At 59.3% G+C, this 26,005-nt stretch carries 24 protein-coding genes; 13 read left to right on the forward strand and 11 right to left on the reverse strand.

The window, feature by feature from the left end:
* The first annotated feature begins 70 nt into the window (after nt 1-70).
* Genes K7H94_RS06160 through hisP form a run of 3 tightly spaced genes read left to right on the forward strand, consistent with a single transcriptional unit; the run spans nt 71 to nt 2,252 of the window.
* The gene (locus K7H94_RS06160) at nt 71-757 is read left to right on the forward strand and encodes a histidine ABC transporter permease HisQ (RefSeq protein WP_021509185.1); all 687 of its coding nucleotides are present in this window, start codon (nt 71-73) and stop codon (nt 755-757) included.
* On the forward strand, nt 754-1,470 hold the full coding sequence (locus K7H94_RS06165; protein ID WP_021509186.1) for an ABC transporter permease: 717 nt from the start codon (nt 754-756) through the stop codon (nt 1,468-1,470). The genes K7H94_RS06160 and K7H94_RS06165 overlap by 4 nt, the downstream gene beginning before the upstream one ends.
* A gap of 8 nt (nt 1,471-1,478) precedes the next feature.
* Nucleotides 1,479-2,252 carry a histidine ABC transporter ATP-binding protein HisP gene (gene hisP / locus K7H94_RS06170; RefSeq protein WP_021509187.1) on the forward strand — a complete coding sequence of 258 codons (774 nt, stop codon included), beginning with the start codon at nt 1,479-1,481 and terminating at the stop codon, nt 2,250-2,252.
* 101 nt (nt 2,253-2,353) lie between these two features.
* Here hisP and K7H94_RS06175 read toward each other — a convergent pair whose 3' ends face one another.
* Nucleotides 2,354-3,301, reverse strand: coding sequence for a sugar-binding transcriptional regulator (locus K7H94_RS06175; protein ID WP_031280034.1), 948 nt, complete (start codon nt 3,299-3,301; stop codon nt 2,354-2,356).
* Nucleotides 3,302-3,497: 196 nt separating this feature from the next.
* Here K7H94_RS06175 and dalD point away from each other — a divergent pair, with 196 nt between their 5' ends.
* The 3 genes from dalD to K7H94_RS06190 are packed head-to-tail and all read left to right on the forward strand — an operon-like array spanning nt 3,498 to nt 7,672.
* Nucleotides 3,498-4,880, forward strand: coding sequence for a D-arabinitol 4-dehydrogenase (gene dalD, locus K7H94_RS06180; protein ID WP_222951808.1), 1,383 nt, complete (start codon nt 3,498-3,500; stop codon nt 4,878-4,880).
* A gap of 12 nt (nt 4,881-4,892) precedes the next feature.
* Complete coding sequence (gene xylB, locus K7H94_RS06185; protein WP_104093065.1) at nt 4,893-6,362, forward strand: xylulokinase; 1,470 nt, start codon at nt 4,893-4,895, stop codon at nt 6,360-6,362.
* A 29-nt stretch (nt 6,363-6,391) separates the two neighbouring features.
* A complete protein-coding gene (locus tag K7H94_RS06190) occupies nt 6,392-7,672 on the forward strand; it encodes an MFS transporter (RefSeq protein WP_021509191.1) in 1,281 nt (426 codons plus the stop codon).
* Nucleotides 7,673-7,721: 49 nt separating this feature from the next.
* Here the strand turns inward: K7H94_RS06190 and K7H94_RS06195 are convergent, their stop codons facing one another.
* Genes K7H94_RS06195 through K7H94_RS06205 form a run of 3 tightly spaced genes read right to left on the reverse strand, consistent with a single transcriptional unit; the run spans nt 7,722 to nt 11,446 of the window.
* Nucleotides 7,722-8,936, reverse strand: a complete 1,215-nt coding sequence (locus K7H94_RS06195; RefSeq protein WP_021509192.1) for a cytochrome c — start codon at nt 8,934-8,936, stop codon at nt 7,722-7,724.
* Nucleotides 8,933-10,699: a GMC family oxidoreductase gene (locus K7H94_RS06200; protein ID WP_021509193.1), complete on the reverse strand. Its 1,767-nt coding sequence runs from the start codon at nt 10,697-10,699 to the stop codon at nt 8,933-8,935. The genes K7H94_RS06195 and K7H94_RS06200 overlap by 4 nt, the downstream gene beginning before the upstream one ends.
* Nucleotides 10,700-11,446 carry a gluconate 2-dehydrogenase subunit 3 family protein gene (locus K7H94_RS06205; protein WP_222952027.1) on the reverse strand — a complete coding sequence of 249 codons (747 nt, stop codon included), beginning with the start codon at nt 11,444-11,446 and terminating at the stop codon, nt 10,700-10,702. It lies immediately after the preceding gene.
* Between the two features lie 281 nt (nt 11,447-11,727).
* Between K7H94_RS06205 and budC the strand changes: the two genes are divergently transcribed.
* A complete protein-coding gene (budC, locus tag K7H94_RS06210) occupies nt 11,728-12,492 on the forward strand; it encodes a meso-2,3-butanediol dehydrogenase (protein WP_058758430.1) in 765 nt (254 codons plus the stop codon).
* A 56-nt stretch (nt 12,493-12,548) separates the two neighbouring features.
* Here budC and K7H94_RS06215 read toward each other — a convergent pair whose 3' ends face one another.
* Nucleotides 12,549-13,418 (reverse strand): MBL fold metallo-hydrolase, encoded by an 870-nt coding sequence (locus tag K7H94_RS06215; RefSeq protein ID WP_222951809.1) that lies wholly within the window; start codon nt 13,416-13,418, stop codon nt 12,549-12,551.
* Nucleotides 13,419-13,590: 172 nt separating this feature from the next.
* On the opposite strand from K7H94_RS06215, the gene K7H94_RS06220 reads away from it, so the two are divergent.
* On the forward strand, nt 13,591-14,478 hold the full coding sequence (locus K7H94_RS06220) for a LysR family transcriptional regulator (RefSeq protein WP_222951810.1): 888 nt from the start codon (nt 13,591-13,593) through the stop codon (nt 14,476-14,478).
* Nucleotides 14,479-14,495: 17 nt separating this feature from the next.
* Here the strand turns inward: K7H94_RS06220 and K7H94_RS06225 are convergent, their stop codons facing one another.
* On the reverse strand, nt 14,496-15,392 hold the full coding sequence (locus tag K7H94_RS06225; RefSeq protein WP_058769906.1) for a TIGR01777 family oxidoreductase: 897 nt from the start codon (nt 15,390-15,392) through the stop codon (nt 14,496-14,498).
* A gap of 204 nt (nt 15,393-15,596) precedes the next feature.
* On the opposite strand from K7H94_RS06225, the gene yfcF reads away from it, so the two are divergent.
* Both yfcF and yfcD read left to right on the forward strand, forming a co-directional pair.
* Nucleotides 15,597-16,238, forward strand: coding sequence for a glutathione transferase (yfcF, locus tag K7H94_RS06230; RefSeq protein ID WP_058780301.1), 642 nt, complete (start codon nt 15,597-15,599; stop codon nt 16,236-16,238).
* A gap of 105 nt (nt 16,239-16,343) precedes the next feature.
* Nucleotides 16,344-16,889: an NUDIX hydrolase YfcD gene (yfcD, locus tag K7H94_RS06235; protein WP_021509200.1), complete on the forward strand. Its 546-nt coding sequence runs from the start codon at nt 16,344-16,346 to the stop codon at nt 16,887-16,889.
* Between the two features lie 45 nt (nt 16,890-16,934).
* On the opposite strand, the gene K7H94_RS06240 is transcribed toward yfcD, so the two are convergent.
* The 3 genes from K7H94_RS06240 to ackA form a co-directional block, all read right to left on the reverse strand.
* Nucleotides 16,935-18,194 (reverse strand): 4-aminobutyrate--2-oxoglutarate transaminase, encoded by a 1,260-nt coding sequence (locus tag K7H94_RS06240; protein ID WP_222951811.1) that lies wholly within the window; start codon nt 18,192-18,194, stop codon nt 16,935-16,937.
* Between the two features lie 146 nt (nt 18,195-18,340).
* Entirely contained in the window at nt 18,341-20,485 is a 2,145-nt protein-coding gene (pta, locus tag K7H94_RS06245; protein WP_176428128.1) for a phosphate acetyltransferase, read from the reverse strand.
* Between the two features lie 69 nt (nt 20,486-20,554).
* Complete coding sequence (ackA, locus tag K7H94_RS06250) at nt 20,555-21,757, reverse strand: acetate kinase (protein ID WP_222951812.1); 1,203 nt, start codon at nt 21,755-21,757, stop codon at nt 20,555-20,557.
* 339 nt (nt 21,758-22,096) lie between these two features.
* Here ackA and yfbV point away from each other — a divergent pair, with 339 nt between their 5' ends.
* From yfbV to K7H94_RS06265, 3 genes are all read left to right on the forward strand, one after another.
* On the forward strand, nt 22,097-22,549 hold the full coding sequence (gene yfbV, locus K7H94_RS06255) for a terminus macrodomain insulation protein YfbV (protein WP_021509204.1): 453 nt from the start codon (nt 22,097-22,099) through the stop codon (nt 22,547-22,549).
* A gap of 150 nt (nt 22,550-22,699) precedes the next feature.
* Nucleotides 22,700-23,194 (forward strand): YfbU family protein, encoded by a 495-nt coding sequence (locus K7H94_RS06260; RefSeq protein WP_021509205.1) that lies wholly within the window; start codon nt 22,700-22,702, stop codon nt 23,192-23,194.
* A gap of 14 nt (nt 23,195-23,208) precedes the next feature.
* Entirely contained in the window at nt 23,209-23,868 is a 660-nt protein-coding gene (locus tag K7H94_RS06265) for a sugar phosphatase (protein ID WP_222951813.1), read from the forward strand.
* Between the two features lie 25 nt (nt 23,869-23,893).
* Here K7H94_RS06265 and yfbR read toward each other — a convergent pair whose 3' ends face one another.
* Both yfbR and K7H94_RS06275 read right to left on the reverse strand, forming a co-directional pair.
* Entirely contained in the window at nt 23,894-24,493 is a 600-nt protein-coding gene (gene yfbR / locus K7H94_RS06270) for a 5'-deoxynucleotidase (RefSeq protein WP_021509207.1), read from the reverse strand.
* A gap of 70 nt (nt 24,494-24,563) precedes the next feature.
* A complete protein-coding gene (locus K7H94_RS06275; RefSeq protein WP_021509208.1) occupies nt 24,564-25,781 on the reverse strand; it encodes a pyridoxal phosphate-dependent aminotransferase in 1,218 nt (405 codons plus the stop codon).
* Between the last annotated feature and the right edge of the window lie 224 nt (nt 25,782-26,005).

Genomic DNA, 26,005 nt, shown 5'->3' on the forward strand with positions numbered 1-26,005 from the left:
ATCCTGGTCAGGACTGTCCGTGTGTTGTTGGACAGCGTTTGTTTATTTCCCTCACGACAGGATCGAACCCATGTTGTATGGCTATTCTGAAGTAATTCTCAAAGGCACGCTGGTGACCCTTGAGCTGGCGCTCAGCTCGGTGGTGCTTGCCGTGGTGCTGGGCCTGATAGGGGCCGGTGCCAAACTCTCCCGCAATCGCCCGCTGGCGATGATTTTTGAAGGCTACACCACGCTAATCCGTGGCGTGCCCGACCTGGTGCTGATGCTGCTGATCTTTTACGGTCTGCAGATTGCCCTCAACGCCGTAACCGATGCGCTCGGCATGGCACAGTTTGATATCGACCCGATGGTGGCCGGTATTATTACGCTCGGCTTCATCTACGGTGCTTACTTCACTGAAACCTTCCGTGGCGCGTTTCTCGCGGTGCCGAAAGGGCAGATTGAAGCCGCCACCGCCTTCGGCTTTACCGGCTCGCAAACTTTCCGTCGCATTCTGTTCCCGGCGATGATGCGCTTTGCGCTGCCCGGCATCGGCAACAACTGGCAGGTGATCCTCAAAGCCACCGCGCTGGTGTCGCTGCTCGGCCTTGAAGATGTGGTAAAAGCCACGCAGCTGGCTGGCAAAAGTACCTGGCAACCGTTCTACTTCGCGATTGTGGCCGGGGTGATTTATCTGGTGTTTACCACGCTGTCCAACGGCGTGCTGTGGTGGCTTGAACGCCGCTACTCGGTAGGGGTGAAAAGGGCAGAGTTATGATCGAGATTATTCAGGAGTACTGGAAACAACTGCTCTGGACCGACGGTTACCGTTTTACCGGCGTGGCCATCACGCTGTGGCTGCTGATTCTTTCCGTGGTAATTGGCGGCAGCCTTGCGGTGCTGCTGGCCATCGCGCGCGTGTCGCCAAATCGCTATATCTCCACGCCGGTGTGGCTGTTTACCTATGTGTTTCGCGGCACGCCGCTGTATGTGCAGCTGCTGGTGTTCTATTCCGGCATGTACACGCTGGAGGTGGTGAAAGGCTCCGAGCTGCTGAACGCCTTCTTCCGCAGCGGCCTGAACTGTACGCTGCTGGCATTTACCCTGAACACCTGTGCTTATACCACCGAGATTTTTGCCGGTGCCATTCGCGCCGTGCCACACGGTGAAATCGAAGCCGCGCGCGCCTATGGTTTCTCGCCGTTTAAACTTTACCGCTGCATCATTCTGCCGTCGGCGCTGCGCACCGCGCTGCCCGCCTACAGCAATGAAGTGATTCTGATGCTGCACTCCACCGCGCTGGCGTTCACCGCCACCGTGCCGGATTTGCTAAAAATCGCGCGCGATATCAACTCGGCGACCTATCAGCCGTTCACCGCGTTCGGCATCGCTGCGGTGCTGTACCTGATTATCTCTTACGTGCTGATTAGCCTGTTCCGCCTTGCGGAGCGCCGCTTCCTCGCGCATGTGAAACCCTCTTCGTCGCACTGAGTATGACTATGGCTGAAAATAAATTAAGCGTTACCGAACTGCATAAGCGTTACGGTGAACATGAAGTTCTGAAGGGCGTGTCGCTGCAGGCCAACGCCGGCGATGTGATCAGCATTATTGGCTCGTCCGGTTCCGGGAAAAGTACCTTTTTACGCTGCATCAACTTCCTCGAAAAGCCGAGTGAAGGCACCATCGCGGTTAACAACGAGGCGATAAACCTGGTGCGCGACACCGATGGCCAGCTGAAAGTGGCCAACAAGGAGCAGCTGCGTTCGCTGCGTACCCGGCTGACCATGGTGTTCCAGCACTTTAATTTGTGGAGCCACATGACGGTGCTGGATAACGTCACTGAAGCACCGATTCAGGTGCTGGGGCTGAGCAAAGCCGAAGCGCGTGAGCGGGCAATTAAATACCTCGATAAAGTCGGTATTGATGCGCGCGCGCGTGCCAAATACCCGGTGCATCTGTCAGGCGGCCAGCAGCAGCGTGTCTCGATTGCCCGCGCGCTGGCGATGGAGCCGGAAGTGTTGCTGTTTGACGAACCGACCTCAGCGCTCGATCCGGAGCTGGTAGGCGAAGTGCTGCGCATCATGCAGAAGCTGGCCGAAGAGGGCAAAACCATGGTGGTAGTGACGCACGAGATGGAGTTTGCCCGTCACGTATCCAGCCACGTGATTTTTCTGCATCAGGGCAAAATCGAAGAGCAGGGCGCGCCAGACGAACTGTTCGGCAACCCGAAAAGCCCGCGCCTGCAGCAGTTTTTGAAGGGATCGTTGAAATAGGTTTCTGAACCGTAGCGGCGCAATGTACTGCGCGTTCCCGGCGATGTGGCGGTCAAACCCGCGCGATACATCGCGCCGTGACGAATCACAGAAATATTTAATTAATCATGCAGCAGTTTCAGCGCGGTATCTTCATCCGTTACCAGCCCGGAGATCCAGCCGCCGTGCAGCGCGGCGTGAATCGCTGCGTATTTGCGCGCGCTGCCGGCAAAGCCGATGATATTGCGCTGCGTCTGGCTCTCCAGCAGCACGCTGGTCAGCAGCTCATCGGTTTCGCCGTATACCCGCTCTCCCTGCTGATTGAAAAAATGCCCCAGCATTTCACCCACCACGCCGCGCGCGTTGAGCGCTTCTACCTGCGCATCGGTGATAAAGCCTTCGGCATTGAGCGGGCAGCCCGGCATCACTTCGCCAATGCCGACAAACGCCACGTTCGCCTGCAGCGCACGCTGGGTGACGCGCTGATAGACCTGATGCTGCACCCACATCGTCTTATCCTGCGGCGTGTCAGCATACAGCGGCGCCGGAATGAAGAAATATTTGCCCTGCATCTTCTCCGCCATTTTCAGCGGTACGTCGTAGCGGGTGCCAGAATCGTCACGCGCAATCGCGCCGATCATTGACACACACTGATGCTGTGGCCGTTCAACCCACGGCAGCGCATCAATCATTGAGCGCAGCGTTTTGCCGGAACCGATGCCAAACACCTGCGGCGTCTCTTCGTTGATAAACTGCGCCATCACCGCCGCGCCTTCCACCGCCAGCATTTGCTGAATCGCCTCATCATCCAGCCCGGCTGACGGCACCACGCGGCACAGCGTCAGACCAAACTTTTGTTCGATCTCGCGCGCCAGATGCAGGCAGTGCGTGACCGGATGGTCAATCTTCACGCTGACCATGCCCATTTCACGCGCGCTGGAGACCAGCCGCTGTGCCACCTGCCGCGATAAGCCCAGCGCGCGCGCAATCTCCTGCTGCGTGACGCCCGCCACGTAATACATCCACGCTGCCCGCGCTGCCAGCTCCTGCTTCTTCTCTTCTCTGCTCATCGCCTTGTTCCGTCAAACTCCGATGCGCCAGTTTATCGCGTCTTGCCCCTGAAGCGTTAACTGAGCAAAAGCCCTAAAAAAGAGCAAAAGTATTAAATGTGATGGATCTCGCAGAACGATCGCCCCGCCGGCGACTATGCTACGCCTCATCGGGCAAATGCCCTCCATTGTGGCAAATGTTTATTTCGAGGCGACTATGACGACGAAATCAGTGTGGATGCATATCGGCGCAGGCTCTTTTCACCGCGCGCATCAGGCGTGGTATCTGCACCAGCTGCGCCAGCAGGGCGATGACAGCTGGAGCATCGCGCTCGGCAACATCCGCGGCGATGCGGTAGCGCTGCTCAACCAGCTGCAGGCGCAAAACGGCGAGTACGTGCTGGAAACCGTGACGCCGGAGGGCGAGCGCGCGTATGAAACCATCACTTCGCTGCGCACCATTCTGCCGTGGGACGCGGAGATCAGTGCGCTGGTGGCACAGGGCGCCAGCGCTGAGACAAAAGTGATCGGTTTTACCGTGACCGAAGCCGGTTATTACCTGACGCCGGCGCATGAACTCGATCTCAGCCAGGCGGATATTCAGGCCGATCTCCGTGGTGAGGCGCGCACTATTTACGGCGCGCTGACCCGCATTCTGCGCCAGCGCGTGGCCAGCGGCGGTGCGCCGGTCACGCTGCTCAACTGCGACAACCTGCGTCACAACGGCGAACGTTTCCGTCACGGCATGCTGGCGTTTCTTGCTGCGCAGGGCGACCACGCGCTGGCCAGCTGGATGCGCGATAACACCACTTCGCCAAACACCATGGTGGATCGCATCACGCCGCGTCCTACGCCGGATGTTGCCGCACGCGTCAAAGCGGCCACCGGCAAAGACGATGGCGCGGCGGTGATGGCGGAATCGTTTATCCAGTGGGTGATTGAGGATGATTTCATCGCCGGACGCCCGGCGCTGGAAAAGGTGGGCGTGGAGCTGGTGGCGTCGGTGCTGCCGTGGGAAGAGGCGAAAATCCGCATCCTCAACGCCACGCACGCGGCGATTGCCTGGGCAGGCACGCTCACCGGCCATGACTACATTGATGACAGCACGCGTCAGCCTGCGATTTATCAGCTGGCGTACGACTACATCACGCAGGACGTGATCCCGTCACTGTCGCCCAGTCCGCTGGATCTGGCGGATTACCGCGACGTGGTGCTGGCGCGCTTTAGCAATCCCTACATCAAAGATACCAACCAGCGCGTCGGTGCCGATGGGCTATCGAAAATCCCCGGCATGGTGACGCCAACGCTGCGCGAATGCTATCAGCGCGGCGCAGAACCGACCGCTACCGCCGTGCTGCCGGCGCTGTTCTACCTGTTCCTGCAACGCTGGGCCAGCAACCAGCTGCCGTATGCCTATCAGGATGGCGTGCTCAATGCTGATGCGCTGCGCCAGCAGCTGGCCGGTGAGGATGCACTGCAGCGGTTCCTCAGCGACCGCGCGCTGTTTGCCGAACTGGCCGATGACCGCGCTTTTCATGCGCTGGTGACGCGCAGCGTAGACGCCATTGAGCAGCAACTGCTGCAGCCGGCGACGGTGTAAGGAGCGCACAGCATGTATCTCGGCATTGATATTGGCACCTCAGAACTCAAAGCGCTGATCGTCAACCCGCAGGGCGAGATTGTGGCGTCGAATCACGCCACGCTCAGCGTGCAGCGCCCGCATCCGCACTGGGCGGAGCAGGACCCCGAGCGCTGGTGGCAGGCGTGTGGTCAGGCGATCGCCGGGCTGCGCCAGCAGGCACCGGACGCGTGGGCCGCGATCCGCGCCATCGGTCTTTCCGGTCAGATGCACGGCGCCGTGCTGCTGGATGCCGCCGGTGAGGTGCTGCGGCCGTGCATATTGTGGAACGACACGCGCAGCGCGGCGCAGTGTGATGCGCTGCGCCAGCAGCATCCGCAGATGATGGAAATCGCCGCCAACCTGATTATGCCCGGCTTTACCGCGCCGAAACTGCACTGGGTGGCGGAACATGAGCCCGAAATCTTTCGCCGCATCGACAAGGTGCTGCTGCCGAAAGACTACCTGCGCTGGCGTCTGACCGGGCGCTTTGTCAGCGAGCCGTCGGACGCCGCCGGTACGCTGTGGCTCGACGTGGCGCAGCGCGACTGGTCTGACGCACTGCTGGCGATTAGCGGGCTGACGCGCGCGCAGATGCCCGAACTGGTTGAGGGCAGCGCGGTCAGCGCCACGCTGCGCGCCGATCTGGCCAGCGAATGGGGCTTAGCCGCCACGGTGAGCGTGGCCGGCGGCGGCGGTGATAATGCCGCGTCGGCGGTGGGCGTCGGTGCGGTTAATGCGGGCGATGCCTTTATCTCGCTCGGCACGTCGGGCGTGATTTTTGTGGTTAACGATCGGCTGCGCGCCGATCCGCAATCCGGCGTGCACGCTTTCTGCCATGCGCTGCCGGGACGCTGGCACCAGATGAGCGTGATGCTCAGCGCCGCCAGCTGTCTGCGCTGGCTGTGCAATCTGCTGTCGGTCACCGAAAGCCAGCTGATGGACGAGATGGCACAGCTCAGCGCGGAACAGCTGCGTCAGGCACCGCTGTTTCTGCCGTATCTCTCCGGCGAACGCACGCCGCATAACGATCCGCAGGCGACCGGGGCATTTTTCCATTTACGCCACGAAACGCCGCGCGCGCTGCTCGGCTATGCGGTGATTGAGGGCGTGGCGTTTGGCCTGGCGGATGGCCTGGCAGTGCTGGGCGATACGCAGCAGCAGATTCAGCAGTGCAGCCTGACCGGCGGCGGTGCGCGCAGCACGCTGTGGGCGCAGCTGATTGCCGACGTGCTGCAGCTGCCGATAGTGACCCATCCGGCCAGCGCCTCCGGCGCGCTGGGTGCGGCGCGACTGGCGTGGCTGGCCGACGGCGGCAGTGAAGCCGACGTGTGCCTGAAGCCGCCGGTGCAGGCGCGCTATCAGCCCGATGCGGCGCGCGGGGCCGTGCTGCAGCAGCGGCTGCGCCTGTTCCGTGAACTCTATGTACAACAACAGCAGGCGCGCGCGTTGCTGCCTGCCTGATCGGATTAGCGAACGGAAGGAAGATTGTCATGCAATCGAACGCATACTGGTTTGGCTTACCGAAAAAGATGTTCTGGGGCTTTCTGGCCATCGCCATTTTCATGGCCGGCGACGGCTTCGAAATGGCGTTTCTCTCGCGCCACATCACTGACATGGGCTTTTCGCCGGCCCAGTCGGCGGTGGTGTTTACGTTTTATGGTCTGGCCGCCGCGCTGGCGGCGTGGGCCTCCGGTGTGGTGGCGGAGCTGATTACGCCGCAGCGCGCCATGATGATTGGCTTTGTGCTGTGGATCGTCATGCATGCGCTGTTTATGTCGCTGGGGCTCGGACTGCGTAACTATCCGCTGATGGTGCTGTTCTACGGCATTCGCGGACTGGCCTATCCGCTGTTTATCTACTCGTTCATGATGATGCTGGTGCAGGTGCTGCCGCGTGACAAGCTGGCCGCCGCCACCGGCTGGTTCTGGGCGATGTATTCCGTGGGGATTGGCGTGGTGGGCAGCTATCTGCCGAGCCTGACCATCCCGATGCTGGGCGAAACCGGCACCTTATGGCTGGCGATTGTCTGGGTGGCGTGCGGCGGCGTGCTGGCCTACTTCAGCCTGCGCAACGTGCCGGTGGACCGTTCCCGCGTTAATCTGCCGCTGCGCGATAAGATGACGGAGATGTCGCGTGCCGTAACCATTCTGTTCACCAACCAGCATGTGTTTTATGCCTGCCTGATCCGCATCATCAATACGCTGTCGCTGTTTGGTTTTGCCATCATCATGCCGCTGCTGTTTGTCGATCGGCTCGGCTTTACCATTTCCGAATGGCTGCAGATTTGGGCGGTGTTCTTCTTCGTCACCATTTTTACCAATATTTTCTGGGGCATTACCGGTGAGAAGCTGGGCTGGATCCGCCAGGTGCGCTGGTTCGGCTGCCTCGGTATGGCGATCTCCAGCCTGGCGTTTTACTACCTGCCGCTGTATGCCGGGCATAACTTCTGGGTGGCGCTGATTCCGGCGATCATGCTGGGGATCTTTGTCGCTGCCTTTGTGCCAATGACCGCGGTGTTCCCGACGCTGGAACCGCATCATAAGGGCGCAGCGGTATCGATTTACAATCTGTCGGCCGGGCTGAGTAACTTTGTGGCCCCGGCGATTGCTTCATTGCTGCTGCCGTTCTTCGATATCGTCGGGGTGGTGTGGGCCTATACCGCGCTCTACCTGTTCGCCGGCGTGCTGACCTTTATTATCCGTGTGCCGCAGCCGGGACACACGCGGGAAGCGTCAGCGGTGAAGTCGTCGGTGGTGCAGCAGCGCAGCTAAAGCTGAGCCTGTCGCACCGGCAGCCGCCGCTGCCGGTGCTGACCCGGCGCTATTCCAGCTTCTGTTTCACTTTCTTCACGTCGTCAGCGCTGACCGGTGCGGCGGCATTTCCCCAGCTGTTGCGGATGTAGCTCACCACTGCGGCGATCTCCTCATCACCCAGCGTGCCGGCAAAGGCCGGCATTGCCGGTGCCGTCGGGCGGGCATCGGTATCGACACCGCGACTACCGGCGGCGACCACCCGAATCAGCGAGGTGGCATCCTCCTGATTGAGCAACGGATTGTCCGCCAGCTGCGGAAAGATATTCTTCTCACCGCGACCGCCCGGGCTGTGGCAGGCTGAGCACTTCGCCGCATAGATTTGCGCGCCCAGCTTCATGCGATCGTCCGTCGCGGCAAGTGCGGCGGGCACTTGCTCATCACGCGATTCACCGCTTTTCAGGTACACCGCCACCGCCTGCAGATCTTCATCGCGCCAGTGCTGCGTGGAGTGACGCACCGCGTCGGCCATTGGACCGGAAGCGATATCGAAACGGTTCACGCCGGTACGCAGGTAGCTGACGATATCCTGCTGGCTCCATTTGCCCAGCCCGCTGTGCGGGTTCGCGGTGATGTCCGGCGCCATCCAGCCTTCGACCACTTCGCCACGCAAAAACGCGCCGTTTTTATCGCCGCCGAGCAGATTTTTCGGCGTGTGGCAGGTGCCGCAGTGGCCCGCGCCCTGCACCAGATACGCACCGCGATTCCACTGGGCGGATTGACGGGCGTCCGGCTGGAACGCGCCCTGGTCAAAGTTGATCCAGTTCCACACCATCAGGCTGGTGCGGATGTTGAAAGGGAAGGGCAGCTGATTGGTCTCGACCGGGTTGTGTATCGGCTGCAGCGTCTGCATCCATGCCCACAAATCCTGCAGATCCTTATCCGACATTTTGGTGTAGGCGGTGAACGGCATCGCGCCGTACAGCCGCTTGCCGCCGTGGCCGATGCCCTCGGTCATGGCGCGGCGGAAATCTTCATAGCGCCAGTTGCCGATGCCGGTTTCGCGGTCCGGCGTGATGTTAGCGCCGACCAGCGTACCAAACGGCGTCTGCAACCTGACGCCCCCGGCAAACGGCTGCTGCGGATCGGCGGTGTGGCAGGCGGTGCAGTCCGCCAGCGTGGCGATATAGCTGCCGCGCGCGTACTGATCGTATTCCGGCTGGGCGTGAGACACAAAGCTGGTGAGCAGCAGCGCGGCAGCGCACAGAGAGAGGCGTGTTTTCATGCGGTAATCATCTCCCCGGGACGTTGCAGATAGTAGTGACGAATCGCATGCGCCGCTTTGAACGCCAGCGCGCCGACGGTGCCGGTCGGGTTATAGCCCGGGTTTTGCGGAAAGGCTGATGCGCCCACCACGAACAGGTTCGGTACATCCCACACCTGCAGATGTTTATTGACCGAGCTGGTTGAGGGATCGCTGCCCATGATAAAGCCGCCAACCACGTGCGACGACTGATACGGCACGCTGCTCCAGTGGCCGGTCATCGGTTTGACAATCATCTCGCGCGGGTTCATCGATTTAGCGATTTCTGCCACTTTACCCGTGCAGTACTGCGCCATTTTCAGATCGTTCGCCGCAAAGTCGAAAGTAATGCGTAGCAGCGGTCGGCCGTGCGGATCTTTGTAGTTGGGATCGAGCGACAGATAGTTGGTGCGCGTGGTGTAGCTGCTGGCCTCGCAGCCAATCGACATGGTGCTGAGGTAGTTGTCTTTCAGCGCGCGCTTCCACTTCGAGCCCCATTTGGGCGTGTTGGGCGGCAGCGGCCGGTAGCCAATCGGTGCCGAGCCGATGGGCGTCACGCGGATGCTGCCGCCGCCGAAGAAGCCCAGACCGCTGTGGTCAAAATTATCGTTATTGAATTCATCAATGCCCATGCCCACCGCGCCGGCACCGATAAACGGGTTAAAGTTTTTGTTGTCGAAAAACAGCGTGACGCCGTTGGCGGTCTGATAGGCGTAATTGCGGCCGGTGGTGCCTTTGTTGGTGACCGGATCATAGGCCTGGCCAATGCCGGAGAGCAGCATCAGGCGCACGTTTTCAAAGGTAAAGGCGGCGACGATCACCAGATCGGCCGGCTGTTCCCACTTATCGCCGGAGGAGTCGATGTAGGTGACGCCGGTGGCCTGTTTGCCGCTGGCATCGGTCAGCACTTCCAGCACTTCGCAGTTGGTATACGCGGTAAAGTTCTCTTTGCGCATCAGCGCCGGCAGCACAGTGGTGATGGCGCTGGCTTTCGAGTAGTTGGCGCAGCCGTAGTTGGTGCAGAAGCCGCAGAAGGTGCAGGGGCCCATGGTGACGCCGTAGGGATTGGTGTACGCCTCGGAAACCAGCGAGGAGGGCACCGGAAACGGCTGGTAGCCGAGATTTTTTGCTGCTTCGGCAAACAGCGTCGGACCATAGGGCTGGCGCAGCGGCGGCGTCGGGTAGTCGGCCGACCGCGCGCCTTCGAACGGATTGCCGCCCGCCCGTTTCTGTCCCTGAATATTGCCGGCGTAACCCGAGGTGCCGGCCACGCGCTCAAATTGCATGTAGTGCGGCTCCATCTCCTCCCAGCTGGTGCCCCAGTCCTGCAGCACCAGCTCATCCGGAATGGCACTGGCACCGTAGCGTTCGGTCAGGTGGCTTTTCAGGCGAAACTCTTCCGGCTGAAAGCGAAAGGTAATGCCGGCCCAGTGATTGCCCGCGCCGCCGGTGCCGTTGCCCGGATGGAACGAGCCCCAGGTGCGCATCGGCAGGGCGGTTTGCGACGGATTGTTGCGCATGGTGCAGGTGTTCTGCCGCGTGCGTAGCATCAGCTCTTCGCGCATCACGTAGCGCAGCTCGTCGGTGACGGTGCCAATATTGAAGTCGCGCGCGGTATCGCGCCATGGGCCGCGCTCAATGCCGATCACTTCCAGGCCTTCGTCGGCCAGTTCATTGGCGATAATCGATCCGGCCCAGCCGAGACCAATCACCACCACATCGGTTTTTGGTAATTTCTTCATCATCTATCCCCGTGCTTTCCATTGCGCAATGCTGATCGGCTCTAAGCCCAGATTTTCGTTGTGGCGCTCAACGTATTCGCGATAGTCATAGCGCGCGCCGGGAAAGCCCAGCATCTTCCACGACACCATGTCTTTGTTGCCGCCGTAGATCGGATCGGCAAAGAAGCCTTCCATGGTGTTGTTCAGCACCTCAAGAAACAGCGACTGCGCATCAAAGCCGCTGAAATGCACCTTTCCGGCTTCCATGTCTGCCAGCAGCGCGTCCTGCTGCGCTGGCGTCAGATCGACAAAGTTCTTTTGCGAAGTTTGCTGCACGTAGCGGTTGAGCGCCGCCAGCCCCTGGCGATAGCGCTGTTGCGGCACCAGCGGCGACTGGTCGCCCTGCTCGGTGGTGCCCTGCTCAAACGGGCCCTGCATGTAGAGGCGTTCGAAGGTGCCATAAAAGCCGTGCAGCTGGCGGTCGATAAAGACAGCGCAGCCGGCTTCTTTGCCGCCCACGCTCAGCTCGTCCGCCGGAATAATGCGGTCAACCATGGCTTCCACGGTGCGCGCTTCTTCCTCGGTAAAGAACAGCCAGCCCTGAGCCTGGAACTGTTCCGGTGGGTTATCGGCGAAGGGCGTCCAGCCGGGGGCGCCCTTGAGGGAGACGGCATCGGCGGCGCGGGTGACGCCAGCGGCAACGCCCAGCGTCGACCAGGTCAGTACCTGGCGTCGTGTGACACCGGGCAGGGTTTTGGCTCGTTTTTTCATCATCGCTTCCAGACAGAGTATCAAGATAAGGCGTAACCGGCCGGCGTGCGCGGTGGCACAGCGGGCCGGAATCTTCAGTTTTTGTAAATTTTTATGGCGAATGTTAACTGTAGACGGGCTGGGGGGTGGCGACCAATAACCGTACAAAAAAGTGCACTATTTGATAATCCGCCGGTTATTTCCTGAACTAAGCGCCACGTTAAATCTGCAGGCTTCGCTTGAACTCAGCGCGCTGGCTGCCAGGCTTAACCGTTTCAACCACGAAATAACCAGGAGGAAATATGTCGCGCTTTGCAGAGAAAGTGGTGGTGATTACCGGAGCCGGATCCGGCATTGGTGCCGCCGCGGCGCAGCGTTTCGCCAGTGAAGGCGCACAGGTGGTGCTGGTGGGCAGAACCCGTGACAAGCTGGAACAGGTGCTGAGCACGCTGAGCGGCGATAATCATCTGGTGGCACCCTGCGACGTCGGCGATGCGGATCAGGTTAAACAGCTGGCAGAGCAGGTGCAGCGCCAGTATGGGCGCGTGGATGTGCTGGTGAATAACGCCGGCAGCATCGTGCAGGGCAAAATTCACGAAGTGTCGATAGCGGACTGGAAGTCGCTGATGAGCACTGACCTCGACGGTGTATTTTACTGCACCCACTTCTTTATGCCCGCGCTGCTCAACAGTAAAGGCAACGTGGTGAATACCTCGTCGGTATCCGGACTGGGCGGCGACTGGGGCATGAGTGTCTACAACGCCGCCAAGGGCGCGGTGACTAATTTCACCCGCGCGCTGGCGATGGATTATGGCACCGACGGTGTGCGCGTTAACGCCGTTTGCCCGGGCTTTACCTTTACCGATCTCACCGAAGAGATGAAAAACGATGAGGCGCTGCTCGCACGCTTCTATGACCGTATTCCGCTGGGCCGCGCCGGTGAACCGGAAGATATCGCCAGCGCGATTGCTTTCATCGCCAGCGACGACGCGCGTTATATCACCGGCGTTAACCTGCCGGTCGATGGCGGTCTGACGGCGTCGAACGGCCAGCCGAAACAGGCGTAAGAGATAACAGGCGGAGCATCAGGTGTAATGTCACCCTCAATCCGCCTGTTAGTCGGTCATGGCTCACCCGCTTCGCCATCGTGACTCGCTGACACATAGCTGGCCGTATAACCGCCGTTCTCTAACGCCACGATTCTGGCAAAGCCAGACGCGCCAAAATGCATGCCGGCAATCACCGTATTTTCCGCTGCCACCTGCTGCAAAATACGCTGGCGCGTCTCTCTGGCCATGACGGGATCGATATCGAAGGCAATGGAAACCTGCGGGCAGGCCAGCTGAACAGGTGGGTAATGCACAATATCACCCCAGATCAATAAATGCTCGCCGTCTGAATCAATGCGAAACCCGCAATGCCCCGGGGTATGACCGGGCAACACCAGCGCACGGATTCCCGGGCTGATCTCCTCATCCGCCATTAGCTGCAGCCGCGGGCCATAAGCCTGCAGCGTGCGCCGCACCAGCGCCGCGTTTAACTGCGCGCGTTCACTCAGCTGGCTGATCGCCGCATCATCCTGCCAGAAGGCGGCTTCGCTGTGGCTGAGGCAGAGCCGGGCATGGCGAAAGACCGGCTGACCCGTGCTGTCCAGCAAGCCGCCAATATGATCGGGGTGCGCATGGGTTAATAACAGGGTATCGATGTCGTCCGGCGTTACCCCGGCCAGCTGCAGATGAGGCAGTAATTTGCCGCTCTGCGCATCGCGCTTTCCCATGCCGGTATCCACCAGAATCACGCGTCCCTGACCGCGGAGCAGATAACAAAACACATGGATGTCGCCCGGCTGTGCTATGCCTGCCTGGCGTTGCAGATCGACCGCATCGTCGTGGTGGATATCCGTTAATAAACTCAGACTGGCTTGCATGGTGCCATCGCTGATGGCGCTGACCTGATATTTCCCGATGGTGTATGAAAATATTGCCTGGCTCATAATGATCTCTGTGCGCTAATTTACTCGTTCACGTTAAACAAAATAACGCGGCAATTTTCGCGGCGGATTAGCGCGATGATAATGCAGCGTCAGTGGCTGTCAGCGCGATAATGACGCTAACACCGTTAAGGTGACCAGTGTCATTTTTGACAGAGTTGAGACCCGGATTGTCATGGACATAAAAATTTTGCGCGCCTTTGCCACTGTCGCGGCGCTGGAGCATATTGGTCAGGCTGCGGAACGGTTACATATTTCGCCGTCACCGCTTAGCCGGCAAATTCAGCAGCTGGAAAGCGAACTGGGCATGGTGCTGTTTCACCGTGAAAAGAAACGTCTGCGCCTGACGGACGAGGGTAAGCGCTTTCTCACCGAGGTGACGCCCTTTTTGCAGCATCACGAACGGCTAAAAGAGTATGCGCAGCATCTGCAGCAGGGTGACGTCGGGCGGCTGGATATAGGATATGTGGAGGCGGCTATACACTCGCGCCTGCTGCCCGCGGCGCTGGCGCGGCTGGCACCGGGGGCGGGCATTGATGTCCGGCTGCATGCGTTACGTTCTGCACAGCAAATTGCCCGGTTAGAGGCGGGGGCGATCGATATTGCCATTGTGCATACGCTGCCGCACGACGACGCGGATTTTGTGCATAAGAAGATCGCGACCGAACCGGTGCTGCTGGCGATGCCGGCATCCAGTGCGCTGACCGCGCCCGTGGCGGCTGATTTGCACGGCCGGGCGTGGATTGCCGACCAGGAAAATCTCAACCCTGCCGCGCGGGCGCGATTGCTGGCAGCCTGCCAGCGCGCCGGCTTCCAGCCGGATATTCGTTTTGAAGTGAATGGTCCGCTGGCGGCCCTTGCCTGTGTCGAAGCCGGGCTGGGTTTCACCCTGATCCAGCACAGCCTGGCGCGCATCGTTCCGGATAACGTTGTGCTGATGCCGCTACCCGATCTGGCGCTGGAGATCGTGCTATATGCCGTCTGGCGCAGGCAGGATACCCGACCGTTGACGGCGCGTTTTCTGCAGCAGCTTTGCCTCACGCCCGCCGTGGCGCCGCGGTAAGCCTGAGCGGAGGTGCGTCAGCCGGCGACATCCTGCAGCGCTTCCTGCAAATCGTACCAGCGGAAACCGAAGCCGGACTCCTCCAGCCGCTTCGGCAGCACGTGCTGCCCGCCCAGCACCAGCACGGCGGATTCTCCCATCATCAGTTTGATGGCGCTGGCCGGGGTGCGCATAAAGGCCGGACGGTGCATCACCTCGCCCAGCGTGGCGGCGAACTGCTCGTTGCGCACCGCGTAAGGCGCCACCATGTTGAACGGGCCCTGCAACTGATCGTTATCGATCAACCACAGGATGGCGTTGACCAGATCGTCCACATGGATCCATGGCAGGTACTGTTTGCCGCTGCCAATCGGTCCGCCGACGCCAAGTTTGAACGGCAGCTTCATTTTGCTCAGCGCGCCACCTTCGCGCGCCAGCACCACGCCGGTGCGCAGCAGGCACACGCGGGTGCGCTCGCTTTGCGCCTTCAGCGCCAGCTGCTCCCAGCGGGCGCACAGGGTGTGAGTAAACTCCTCGTGGCCCGGATCGTCCTCGGTCACCACCACATCGCCGGTATCACCATAAAAGCCGGTAGCCGAGCCGGAAATCAACAGGCGCGGCGGATTGCTGCTGGCGTGGATCAGCGAGACGATCTGTTCAGTGATTTGCCAGCGGCTTTCGCACAGGCGCTGCTTCTGCTGCTCGGTCCAGCGCTTGTCGGCAATCGGTTCTCCCGCCAGATTGATGACGCCGTCAATAGCATTGAGATCGGACTGCTGGTTAATGCCCGACCACAGCATCACGCGCGCATCGAGTTTTTCCCGCGCGGCCGCCACGTCACGCGTTACCACATTCACCTGATGGCCCAGCTGCAGCAGGCGCGGAATTAAATGGCGACCGATCAAGCCGGTACCACCGGTAATTAGCAGGTGCATGTTTAGTCTCCCTGTCATTAATTATCTGCTCTGAATTGAGCATAGAAGAGAAGTGCCGCTGCGGCGTGACAGCGCTTACGCTTATGATGAAAAACCGCCAGTTTGCCGTGGTCCTGCGGCAAAACATCGGACCAGCGCGCCATTGCCTTAGCCGGCAAAAATCGGTAAACATGATGCACACCTGACGCTTAGCCGAGGCAGCTGATGAACTATCCCGCCATTACCTTGTGGTCCGATTCCTGTTTTTTTAGCCCGTATGCCATGTCAGTTTATGTTGCGCTTACCGAGAAGGGCATTCCCTTTACTGTCAGGCGCGTTGACCTGTCGCGCAATGTACAGCTTGACGACGAATACCGCGGCCTGTCGCTGACCTGCCGTGTGCCCACGCTGCAAATTGATGATGTCAGCCTGAATGAATCCTCGGCCATCGCCGAATATCTCGAAGAGCGTTTTCCGGCGCCGGAGTTTGAGCGCCTCTATCCGCGCGATCGCGAAAAACGTGCTCACGCGCGCGAAGTGCAGGCATGGCTGCGCAGCGATTTACTGGCGCTGCGCACGGAGCGACCTACCGAAGTGCTGTTTGCTGCTGAACGCTTTGCTCCGCTCACGCCCGCTGGCGAACAGGCCGCCAGTAAACTGATTGCCGCGGTGCAGCGCCTGCTGCCGGACGGCCAACAGAACCTGTTTGGCGAGTGGTCGATTGCCGACACCGACCTGGCGGTGATGATTAACCGGCTGGCGCTGCACGGCGATCCGCTGCCGGTGAAGCTGCAGCACTATGCAGAATTCCAGTGGCAGCGCGCCTCAGTGCAGCTGTGGCTGGCCGAGTCGGGTAAAGCACGCTAAAACCTTGCGGCGGCGAAAAGAACGCTTTACCTTAGCGCTCATTCTAATAAAGCATCGCAAACAGGCGCGTGCTGGGCACGCCGAAAACAGAGAAAGGGTTACCGGATGGTGGATCAAACGGCAGGTGACGGTATCGAGTGGGTGGATATCGTTAGCGAAGAAAACGAAGTGATTGCGCAGGCCAGCCGTGCGCAGATGCGTGCGCAATGTCTGCGCCATCGCGCTACCTATATTGTGGTGCACGACGGCATGGGCAAGATTCTGGTGCAACGCCGTACCGAGAGTAAAGATTTCATGCCGGGTATGCTGGATGCCACTGCGGGCGGCGTAGTGCAAAGCGGTGAAGACCTGCTGGAATCCGCCCGTCGTGAAGCGGAAGAGGAGCTCGGCATCGCTGATGTCCCGTTCGCCGAGCACGGCAAATTCTACTTCGAAGATCAGCACTGCCGCGTATGGGGTGGACTGTTCAGCTGCGTGTCGCACGGTCCGTTTGCCATGCAGGAAGAGGAAGTGGATGAAGTGTTCTGGATGACGCCGGAAGAGATCACCGCCCGCTGTGATGAATTCACCGATGATTCACTCAAAGCCCTGTCGCTGTGGCTGAGCCGCAACAGTGACGCGGTGCGCAGTAAGCAAAGCAGCGAAGCCTGATTCCTGCGCTTCCGCATTAAGGCACCCTAAGGGTGCCTTTTGTGTTTAATGCTGGCTGAGAATACGGGTGAGAATGTTCAGCGCCGTACTGAACTGGGCGTCCGGAATGGTTAGCGGATAAAGAAAGCGGATCACGTTGCTGTGCACGCCGCAGGTCAGCAGAATCAATCCTTCGGCCAGCGCCTGCTGCTGAATCGCTTTGGCGATCTCCGCCGAGGGCCGGCCGCTGGCGTCATGGAATTCCGCCGCCATCATCGAGCCATAACCGCGTACCTCGGCCAGCGCACGGCATCCGGCGCCGTTCAACGCTTCCGCCAGCTGCGTACCGAGCCATTGCGCACGCTCGCACAAGTTTTCCTCACTGATAATATCCAGCACCGCATGCGCGGCGGCAATTGCCGGCGGATGGCCGGCATAAGTGCCGCCCAGACCGCCCGGCTCCGGTGCATCCATCACCGCGGCCCGGCCGCTCACCGCCGACAGCGGAAACCCGCCTGCCAGACTTTTCGCCAGCGTGATCAGATCCGGCTGCACCTCATAATATTCACTGGCAAACAGCCTGCCGGTGCGCGCAAAACCGCTCTGTACTTCATCGGCGATCAGCAGGATGCCGTGGCGATCGCACAGCTGGCGCAGCGCCGTCACAAATTCTGGCGGCGCGACATAGAAGCCGCCTTCGCCCTGAACCGGTTCAAAGATGATGGCCGCCACCTGCTGTGGCGCGATATCGCTGCGGAAAATCGTCTCCAGACTGTCGAGCGCATCGTGCACGCTGACGTTATGCAGCGCATTGGGGTAACGCGCGTGAAACACCGGGCTGGCAAACGGACCGAAGCCGGTTTTGTAAGGCAGCACTTTGCCGGTCAGCGCCATGGTCATATTGGTGCGACCGTGGAACGCGCCGCTGAAGGCGATTATCCCCGGGCGGCCGGTGGCTGCGCGCGCGATTTTCACCGCGTTCTCAACCGCCTCGGCGCCGGTAGAGAAGAAGGTGGTTTTCACGGCGCCTTCAATCGGCACCAGCCCATTCAGACGCTCCGCAAGGTGAATGTAGTTCTCATACGGCACGATTTGAAACGCGGTATGGGTGAAGCACGTCAGCTGCTGCTGTACCGCCGCCAGCACTTTGGGATGCCGGTGTCCTGTATTGAGCACCGCAATGCCGGCGGCGAAATCAATATATTCGCGCCCCTGCTGGTCCCACAGCGTGGCGTTTTCGGCTTTCGCCGCAAAGAAATCACACATCACGCCCACACCACGCGGCGTGGCCTGTAACCGACGGCTGTGCACATCACTGTTGCTCATTGCTGACCTCGTAAGTCGCGGGAGAGTGTAATCAGTGTTAGCGCGCAGGCGGGATTTTGCCAGTGCGTTTATACGGGCAGGGTTGTGGCGCAGGATAAAAAAAAGCACGCCCGGGCGGGCGTGCTGATGCGGAGCGGGGAAGGGGATTAGCCTTCAGCCTGCTGCGACTGAATCGCCGTCAGCGCAATGGTGTAGACGATATCATCGACCAGCGCACCGCGTGACAGGTCGTTAACCGGTTTGCGCATGCCCTGCAGCATCGGCCCGATGGAGATCAGGTCGGCAGAACGCTGCACCGCTTTGTAAGTGGTGTTACCGGTGTTGAGATCCGGGAAGATAAATACCGTCGCACGTCCGGCCACCGCTGAGTTCGGCGCTTTAGACTTGGCGACGTCTTCCATGATCGCGGCGTCGTACTGCAGCGGGCCGTCGATCACCAGATCCGGACGTTTTTCCTGCGCAATGCGCGTTGCTTCACGCACTTTCTCTACGTCGCTACCGGCACCGGAGTTACCGGTAGAGTAGGAGATCATCGCTACGCGTGGATCGATGCCGAAGGCTTTGGCGGAGTCGGCAGACTGAATCGCGATCTCGGCCAGCTGTTCCGGATTAGGATCCGGGTTGATGGCGCAGTCACCGTACACCAGCACCTGTTCTGGCAGCAGCATGAAGAACACTGAGGAGACCAGCGAGCTGTTCGGCGCGGTTTTGATCAGCTGCAACGGCGGACGAATGGTGTTGGCGGTGGTGTGAACCGCGCCCGAGACCAGACCGTCAACTTCGCCGCTTTCCAGCATCATGGTGCCCAGCACCACGTTATCTTCCAGCTGCTCCTGCGCGACCACTTCGGTCATGCCTTTGCTCTTACGCAGCTCAACCAGGCGCGGCACGTAGTTGTCACGCACCACCTGCGGATCGACAATTTCAATGCCTTTGCCGAGCTCAACGCCCTGCGCTGCGGCCACGCGCTGAATCTCATCCGGATTGCCCAGCAGCACACAGGTGGCGATGCCGCGCTCGGCACAAATCGCCGCCGCTTTAACGGTGCGCGGTTCGTCACCTTCCGGCAGGACGATGCGCTTGCCGGCTTTACGCGCCAGTTCGGTGAGCTGATAACGGAATGCCGGCGGTGACAGACGACGGCTGCGTTCGGATGTGGCGGTCAGTGATTCAACCCAGTCTGCATTGATAAAGCCGGCCACATACTCCTGCACTTTTTCAATGCGCTGCGTGTCGTCAGCCGGCACTTCCAGGTTAAAGCTCTGCAGGCTGAGTGAGGTTTGCCAGGTGTTGGTTTTTACCATGAACACCGGCAGGCCGGTCTGGAAGGCGCGTTCGCACAGACGGGCGATCGGCGCTTCAATCTGATAGCCGCCGGTCAGCAGCACTGCACCAATTTCGATGCCGTTCATCGCCGCCAGACAGGCCGCCACCAGCACGTCAGGACGGTCGGCTGAGGTCACCAGCAGCGAGCCCGGACGGAAGTGCTCCAGCATATGCGGGATGCTGCGCGCGCAGAAGGTGACGGATTTGACGCGACGCGTGTGGATTTCACCTTCGTTGATGATCTCCGCGTTGAGATGGCGGCACATATCAATGGCGCGCGTCGCGATCAGATCAAAGCTCCACGGCACGCAGCCCAGCACCGGCAGCGGGCTGTTAGCGAACAGCTGCTTAGGATCGATGTTGGCGATGCTGGCTTTCGAGGAGTCGTCGAAAATTTCTGACAGATCCGGACGGGTACGGCCCTGCTCATCCACCGGCGCGTTGAGTTTGTTGATGATGACGCCGGTGATGTTTTTGTTTTTGCTGCCGCCGAAGCTGCTCTGCGTCAGTTCGATGCGCTCTTTCAGCTGTGCCGGCGAGTCGTTACCCAGCGACATGACGAAGACAATTTCCGCGTTCAGCGTTTTGGCAATTTCATAGTTCAGCGCCGAGGCAAACTGATGTTTGCGCGTCGGAACCAGGCCTTCCACCAGCACCACTTCCGCATCTTTGGCGTTGGCGTGGTAGTTGGCGATGATCTCTTCCATCAGCACATCCTGCTGGTTAGAACCCAGCAGCGACTCAACGCGGGACATCGGCAGCGGAACCGCGGCCGGAATAGCGGAGTTTTTGCGAATGATGGTGGTGGTCTGATCTGGCGCATCGCCGCCGGCGCGCGGCTGGGCGATCGGTTTGAACACGCTCAGGCGCACGCCTTTGCGCTCCATGGCACGAATCACCCCAAGGCTGACGCTGGTCAGGCCGACGCTGGTGCCGGTAGGAATAAGCATAATTGTACGTGACACTATAGAAACCTCGCGGTGTTACAGGGTGTCAAAAACAACACCGTCAGCCGAAGCTGACGGAGAGAAACATTACGCGGTGAGGCGCGCGGCGTCCTGGGCGATGACCCACTCTTCATTGGTTGGAATCACCACCGCCGGGCGGGTCCCCTCTTTATTGATGAAGCCGGACTTGCCGAAGCGTGCAGCCAGGTTGCGCTCGTGGTCAACCTCGAAGCCAAGCAGACCCAGTTTGTCCAGCGCCAGCTCACGTACCATCGCCGCGTTTTCACCGATACCGCCAGTAAACACCACCGCATCCAGACGGCCTTCCATCAGCGCGGTGTAGCTGCCGATGTACTTCGCCAGGCGGTGACAGAACACATCCATCGCGCGTTTGGCATCGTCTTTGGTGGCGTAGTTGTCTTCTACGTAACGGCAGTCGCTGGTGACTTCGGTCAGGCCGAGCAGGCCGGACTCTTTGGTCAGCAGTTTGTTGATCGCATCCACGCTCATGCCCAGCGTATCGTGCAGGAAGAAGACGATAGCCGGATCGATGTCACCGCTGCGGGTGCCCATCACCAGACCTTCCAGCGGCGTCAGACCCATTGAGGTATCTACGCACTGGCCGTTACGGATGGCCGCAACAGAACCGCCGTTGCCGAGATGGCAGGTGATGATGTTCAGCTCGCTGACCGGCTTGTTCAGCATTTTGGCGGCTTCCTGCGTCACATAGTAGTGACTGGTGCCGTGCGCGCCGTAGCGGCGCACGCCGTGCTCTTTATACAGGTTGTACGGCAGGGCATAGAGATAGGACTCTTCCGGCATAGTCTGATGGAAGGCGGTGTCGAAAACGGCGACATTTTTATCCGACAGGTGCGGGAAGTTTTTCATCGCTTCGTTGATACCGAGCAGGTGCGCCGGATTGTGCAGTGGCGCGAAGGATGACGCGTCTTTGATGCCCTGAATGACGGACTCGTCAATCACCACCGATTGCGTCAGCTGCTCGCCGCCGTGAACGATACGATGGCCGATTGCAGCGATTTGTGCCGAAAGCTCTGGTTTTTGTGCCAGAATAGTTTTAACGATGAAGTTCAGCGCTTCGCTGTGCGCTGCGCCCGCGCCGAGCGGGGCTTCCTGTTTGCTGCCGTCCAGTTTCCACTTGATGCGCGCTTCCGGCAGGTGGAAACACTCCGCCAGACCGGAAAGGTATTCGTCACCGCTGGCTGGATTGAGAATGGCAAACTTAAGAGAGGAGCTGCCGCAGTTGAGGACCAGTACTAACTTCGTCGACATGGAAGTACCTATTTTGTTAAATAGTGGCTAAAAATAACGCAATCAGACTAACAGCGTAGCCTATGAAAGCTGGTAGATTAATGATTAACATCATGCGCTAGTCAAAAAAGAAACGACACGCAAAAAATTTCGGTAATTTTACGCAGATTTTTGAAATCCACGAAGCGAAACATGGCTCCAGCGCGCTCTTTTATTGCGCTGCGGCTTCCGGTAATGTTGCAAAAACGGCGTCAGAATACCCACTGTGACCCGCAAAGACAAAATCTTTTGAAGGATGTCACGTAAAGTTGTGTAGTTATGAAATTTTTTTAAATGTTGCAGTAATAGTTGAGGTCTACCATGGCGAATGACGCAGGCAATCCAGGCTGGTTCGGCTTATTTCAGCGCGGCCAGCACTACATGAAAACCTGGCCCGCCGACAAACGTCTGGCGCCGGTGTTTCCTGAGAACCGTGTGGTGACGGCAACCCGCTTTGCGATTCGCTTTATGCCACCGCTGGCCATTTTTACGCTGACGTGGCAAATCGCGCTCGGCGGGCAGCTCGGTCCGGCGATTGCCACCGCGCTGTTTGCCTGTAGCCTGCCGATGCAGGGATTATGGTGGCTGGGTAAACGTTCCGTCACGCCGCTGCCGCCAACGCTGCTGCACTGGTTCCATGAAGTGCGCGCCAAACTGGAAGAGGCCGGACAGGCTATCGCCCCCGTTGACGGCAAGCCGACTTACCAGGCGCTGGCGGATGTGCTCAAGCGTGCTTTTAAGCAGCTCGACCGTACTTTCCTCGACGATCTTTGATCAAATGGCGCTTTTCTCTGCCAGAGAATTTGCGCCCAATCCCGGTTCAAATCAAAGAATAGTGATGCGGACATACACGCATCGCTTTCGTTGTGTAATCATTTCTGCATTGTTTAAATCTTAAGCGGCCCTGCGGCCCGGGAGTAAACCATGGAAATGACCCATGCACAGCGACTGATTCTTTCTAATCAATACCAGATGATGGCGATGCTTGAGCCGGATAACGCCGAGCGCTATCGCCGCTATCAGACCATTATTGAACGCGGCTATGGACTGCAATTGCGCGAGCTGGACAAAGAGTTCGGCGAACTGAGCGAGGCGACCTGCCGTACGCTGATCGACATTATGGAAATGCATCATGCGCTGCATGTTTCCTGGTCCAATCACAAAGCGCCGTGCAACATTGAAGAGCGTCGCCTGGCGTTTCTCGGCTTCGACGCGGCCACCGAAGCGCGTTACCTCGGCTACGTACGCTTTATGGTTAACGTGGAAGGGCGCTATACCCATTTCGATTCCGGCACCCACGGTTTCAATGCGCAAACTCCTATGTGGGAAAAATACCAACGCATGCTGGCGGTGTGGCACACTTGTCCGCGTCAGTATCACCTCAGCGAGAATGAGATCGCGCAAATCCTCAATGCCTGAATAAGGAGCAACGTGTGAAGTACAGGGGTTTTCTGTTTGATTTAGACGGGACGCTGGTGGATTCACTGCCGGCCGTGAATCGCGCCTGGTCACGCTGGGGCGCGCGCCACGGCCTGGCCGCGCAGCAGGTGCTGGACTACATTCACGGCAAACCGGCGATCAATTCGCTGCGCCACTTTATGGCGGGCCAGTCTGAAGCGGCGATCCAGGCCGAATTTCGCTGGCTGGAGCAGCTGGAAGCAGAAGACACGGCAGGCGTGCAGGCGATTGCCGGTGCCCACGCGTTGCTGGCCACCCTGAACGCACTCGACATTCCCTGGGCGATTGTGACCTCGGGATCGATCCCGGTGGCGCATGCCCGTCACAAAGCGGCCGGTTTACCGCTGCCGGAGGTGTTTATTACCGCCGAGGACATTAAATTCGGTAAGCCCAACCCTGAACCTTATTTGCTGGGTGCTGAGCGGCTCGGGCTTTCTGCGCCAGAATGCGTGGTGGTGGAAGATGCACCGGCGGGCATTATCGCCGGGCTGGAAGCGGGCAGCGCCGTGGTGGCGGTCAATCCGCCGGCCGATGCGCCGCGCCTGAGCGAAGTGGCGCTGCAGGTGGAAAATCTGCAGCCGCTGCACATCAGTAAACAGCCGGACGGTTATTTCAGCGTGACGATGTGCGCCTGAAACAGCCCACGCTGAGTGGCGCAGGTTACAGCGGCGTATCCTGAGAAATTTCATCCAGCGACAGGCTGAAGCTGGGGATGAAGACTTCAACGAAGTAATCCATCTCCGGCGATCGCCGCTGCGCCAGCGTCTTCTCCAGACGAGCTTTGGCCAGCAGAAACTCGTTGTTACCGGCCGACAATTCTTCAAGGCACTTGAGGTAGGCGCACAGCGCATCAGCCTGTTTTACCACCGCCTGCTCGCTCTCGCTATGCAGGTGCTCATCCAGCAACGGACGATACGCGTCCTGCAACTCAGGCGGCAGCATCTCAATCAGCTTGTGCTGCGCAATCTTTTCGATCTTCTTGTATTCATGGGCAATCTGCGCGTTGTAATACTTTACCGGCGTGGGCAAATCGCCGGTCAGCACTTCGCTGGCATCGTGATACAGCGCCAGCATGGCGATGCGATCGGCATTCAGATTGCCGTTAAATTTTTTGTTTTTGATGATGGCCAGCGCGTGCGCCACCATGGCGACCTGCAGACTGTGCTCGGAGACATTTTCCGTGCGCACATTGCGCATCAGCGGCCAGCGGTTGATGAGTTTCAGGCGGGAGAGGTGGGCGAAAAAGTGGCTACGGGTCATGGACGGTTCCTGTTGCACGGCGGGGAGCTTGTGCGGCTCCCCGAAAGTCAAACAGTATACGCGTCACAGATTACTGGCGATAGCCTTGCAGGAAGCGACCAAACTTGTTGATCGCCATCTCGAGGTCGTCCACGCGCGGCAGGGTAACGATGCGCACGTGATCCGGCCACGGCCAGTTAAAGGCGGTGCCCTGCACCAGCAGCACTTTTTCCTGCAGCAGGAAATCCAGCACCATTTTCTGGTCGTCCATGATGTTGAATTTCTTCGCATCGATGCGCGGGAACATATACAGCGCGCCCTGCGGCTTTACGCAGCTGACGCCGGGAATATCGTTGATCAGTTCCCAGGCGCGCTGGCGCTGCTCGAACAGCCGTCCACCCGGCGCGATAAACTCGCTGATGCTCTGATAACCGCCCAGCGCAGTCTGTATGGCATGCTGCGCTGGCACGTTAGCGCACAGACGCATCGAGGCCAGCATCTCCAGACCTTCGATATAGCCTTTAGCGTGCTTTTTCGGTCCGTTCAGCACCATCCAGCCCTGGCGGAAACCCGCCACGCGGTAGGTTTTGGACAGCCCATTGAAGGTCACGGTCAGCAGGTCCGGTGCCAGCGCGGCAATCGAATGATGCTGGGCTTCGTCATACAGAATCTTGTCGTAGATCTCGTCGGCGAAGATGATCAGGTTATGCTGGCGGGCGATCTCCACAATCTCCAGCAGCAGCTCTTTGCTGTACACCGCACCGGTCGGGTTGTTGGGGTTGATGATCACGATCCCGCGGGTACGCGGCGTGATTTTGCTGCGAATATCATCCAGATCCGGGAACCAGCCCGCGGATTCGTCGCACAGATAGTGCACCGCTTTGCCGCTCGACAGCGAAACCGCCGCCGTCCACAGCGGATAATCTGGCGCGGGCACCAGCATCTCATCGCCGCTGTTCAGCAGCGCCTGCATCGCCTGCACGATCAGTTCAGACACACCGTTGCCAATATAGATATCTTCTACCGTAACGTCGCGCATGTCGCGCGCCTGGTAGTGCTGCATGATGGCTTTACGTGCTGAATAGAGACCTTTCGAGTCGCAATAGCCTTGCGCGCTCGGTAGGTTACGAATCACGTCTACCAGGATTTCATCAGGGGCTTCAAAACCAAACGGGGCAGGGTTGCCGATGTTGAGTTTGAGAACTTTGTTGCCTTCTTCTTCGAGACGTTTAGCTTCTTTCAGTACCGGGCCACGAATGTCGTAACAGACATTTTCCAGCTTGCCGGATTTATCAATTTGAAAATTCATCGTTACCGCCTTAATGGGCAGAGTCCTTTTAACCTGCCACTAAAATCAAACCTGCTCAATTTACTCCTCTCACCGTAACAAAAGAAGGGCAGCGCTGGGTTTTGGCGCGATAGCCAGGCTTTGCCGGATTCAGTGGCGCGAAACGCATTTTTAACTATTAAAACTGGTTTAATTATCTATTAAAATGGCAGGAGTCAACATTAAATGCGTGCGCTGATCGGGTC

Source organism: Pantoea dispersa (genome assembly GCF_019890955.1).
Lineage (GTDB): Bacteria > Pseudomonadota > Gammaproteobacteria > Enterobacterales > Enterobacteriaceae > Pantoea > Pantoea dispersa.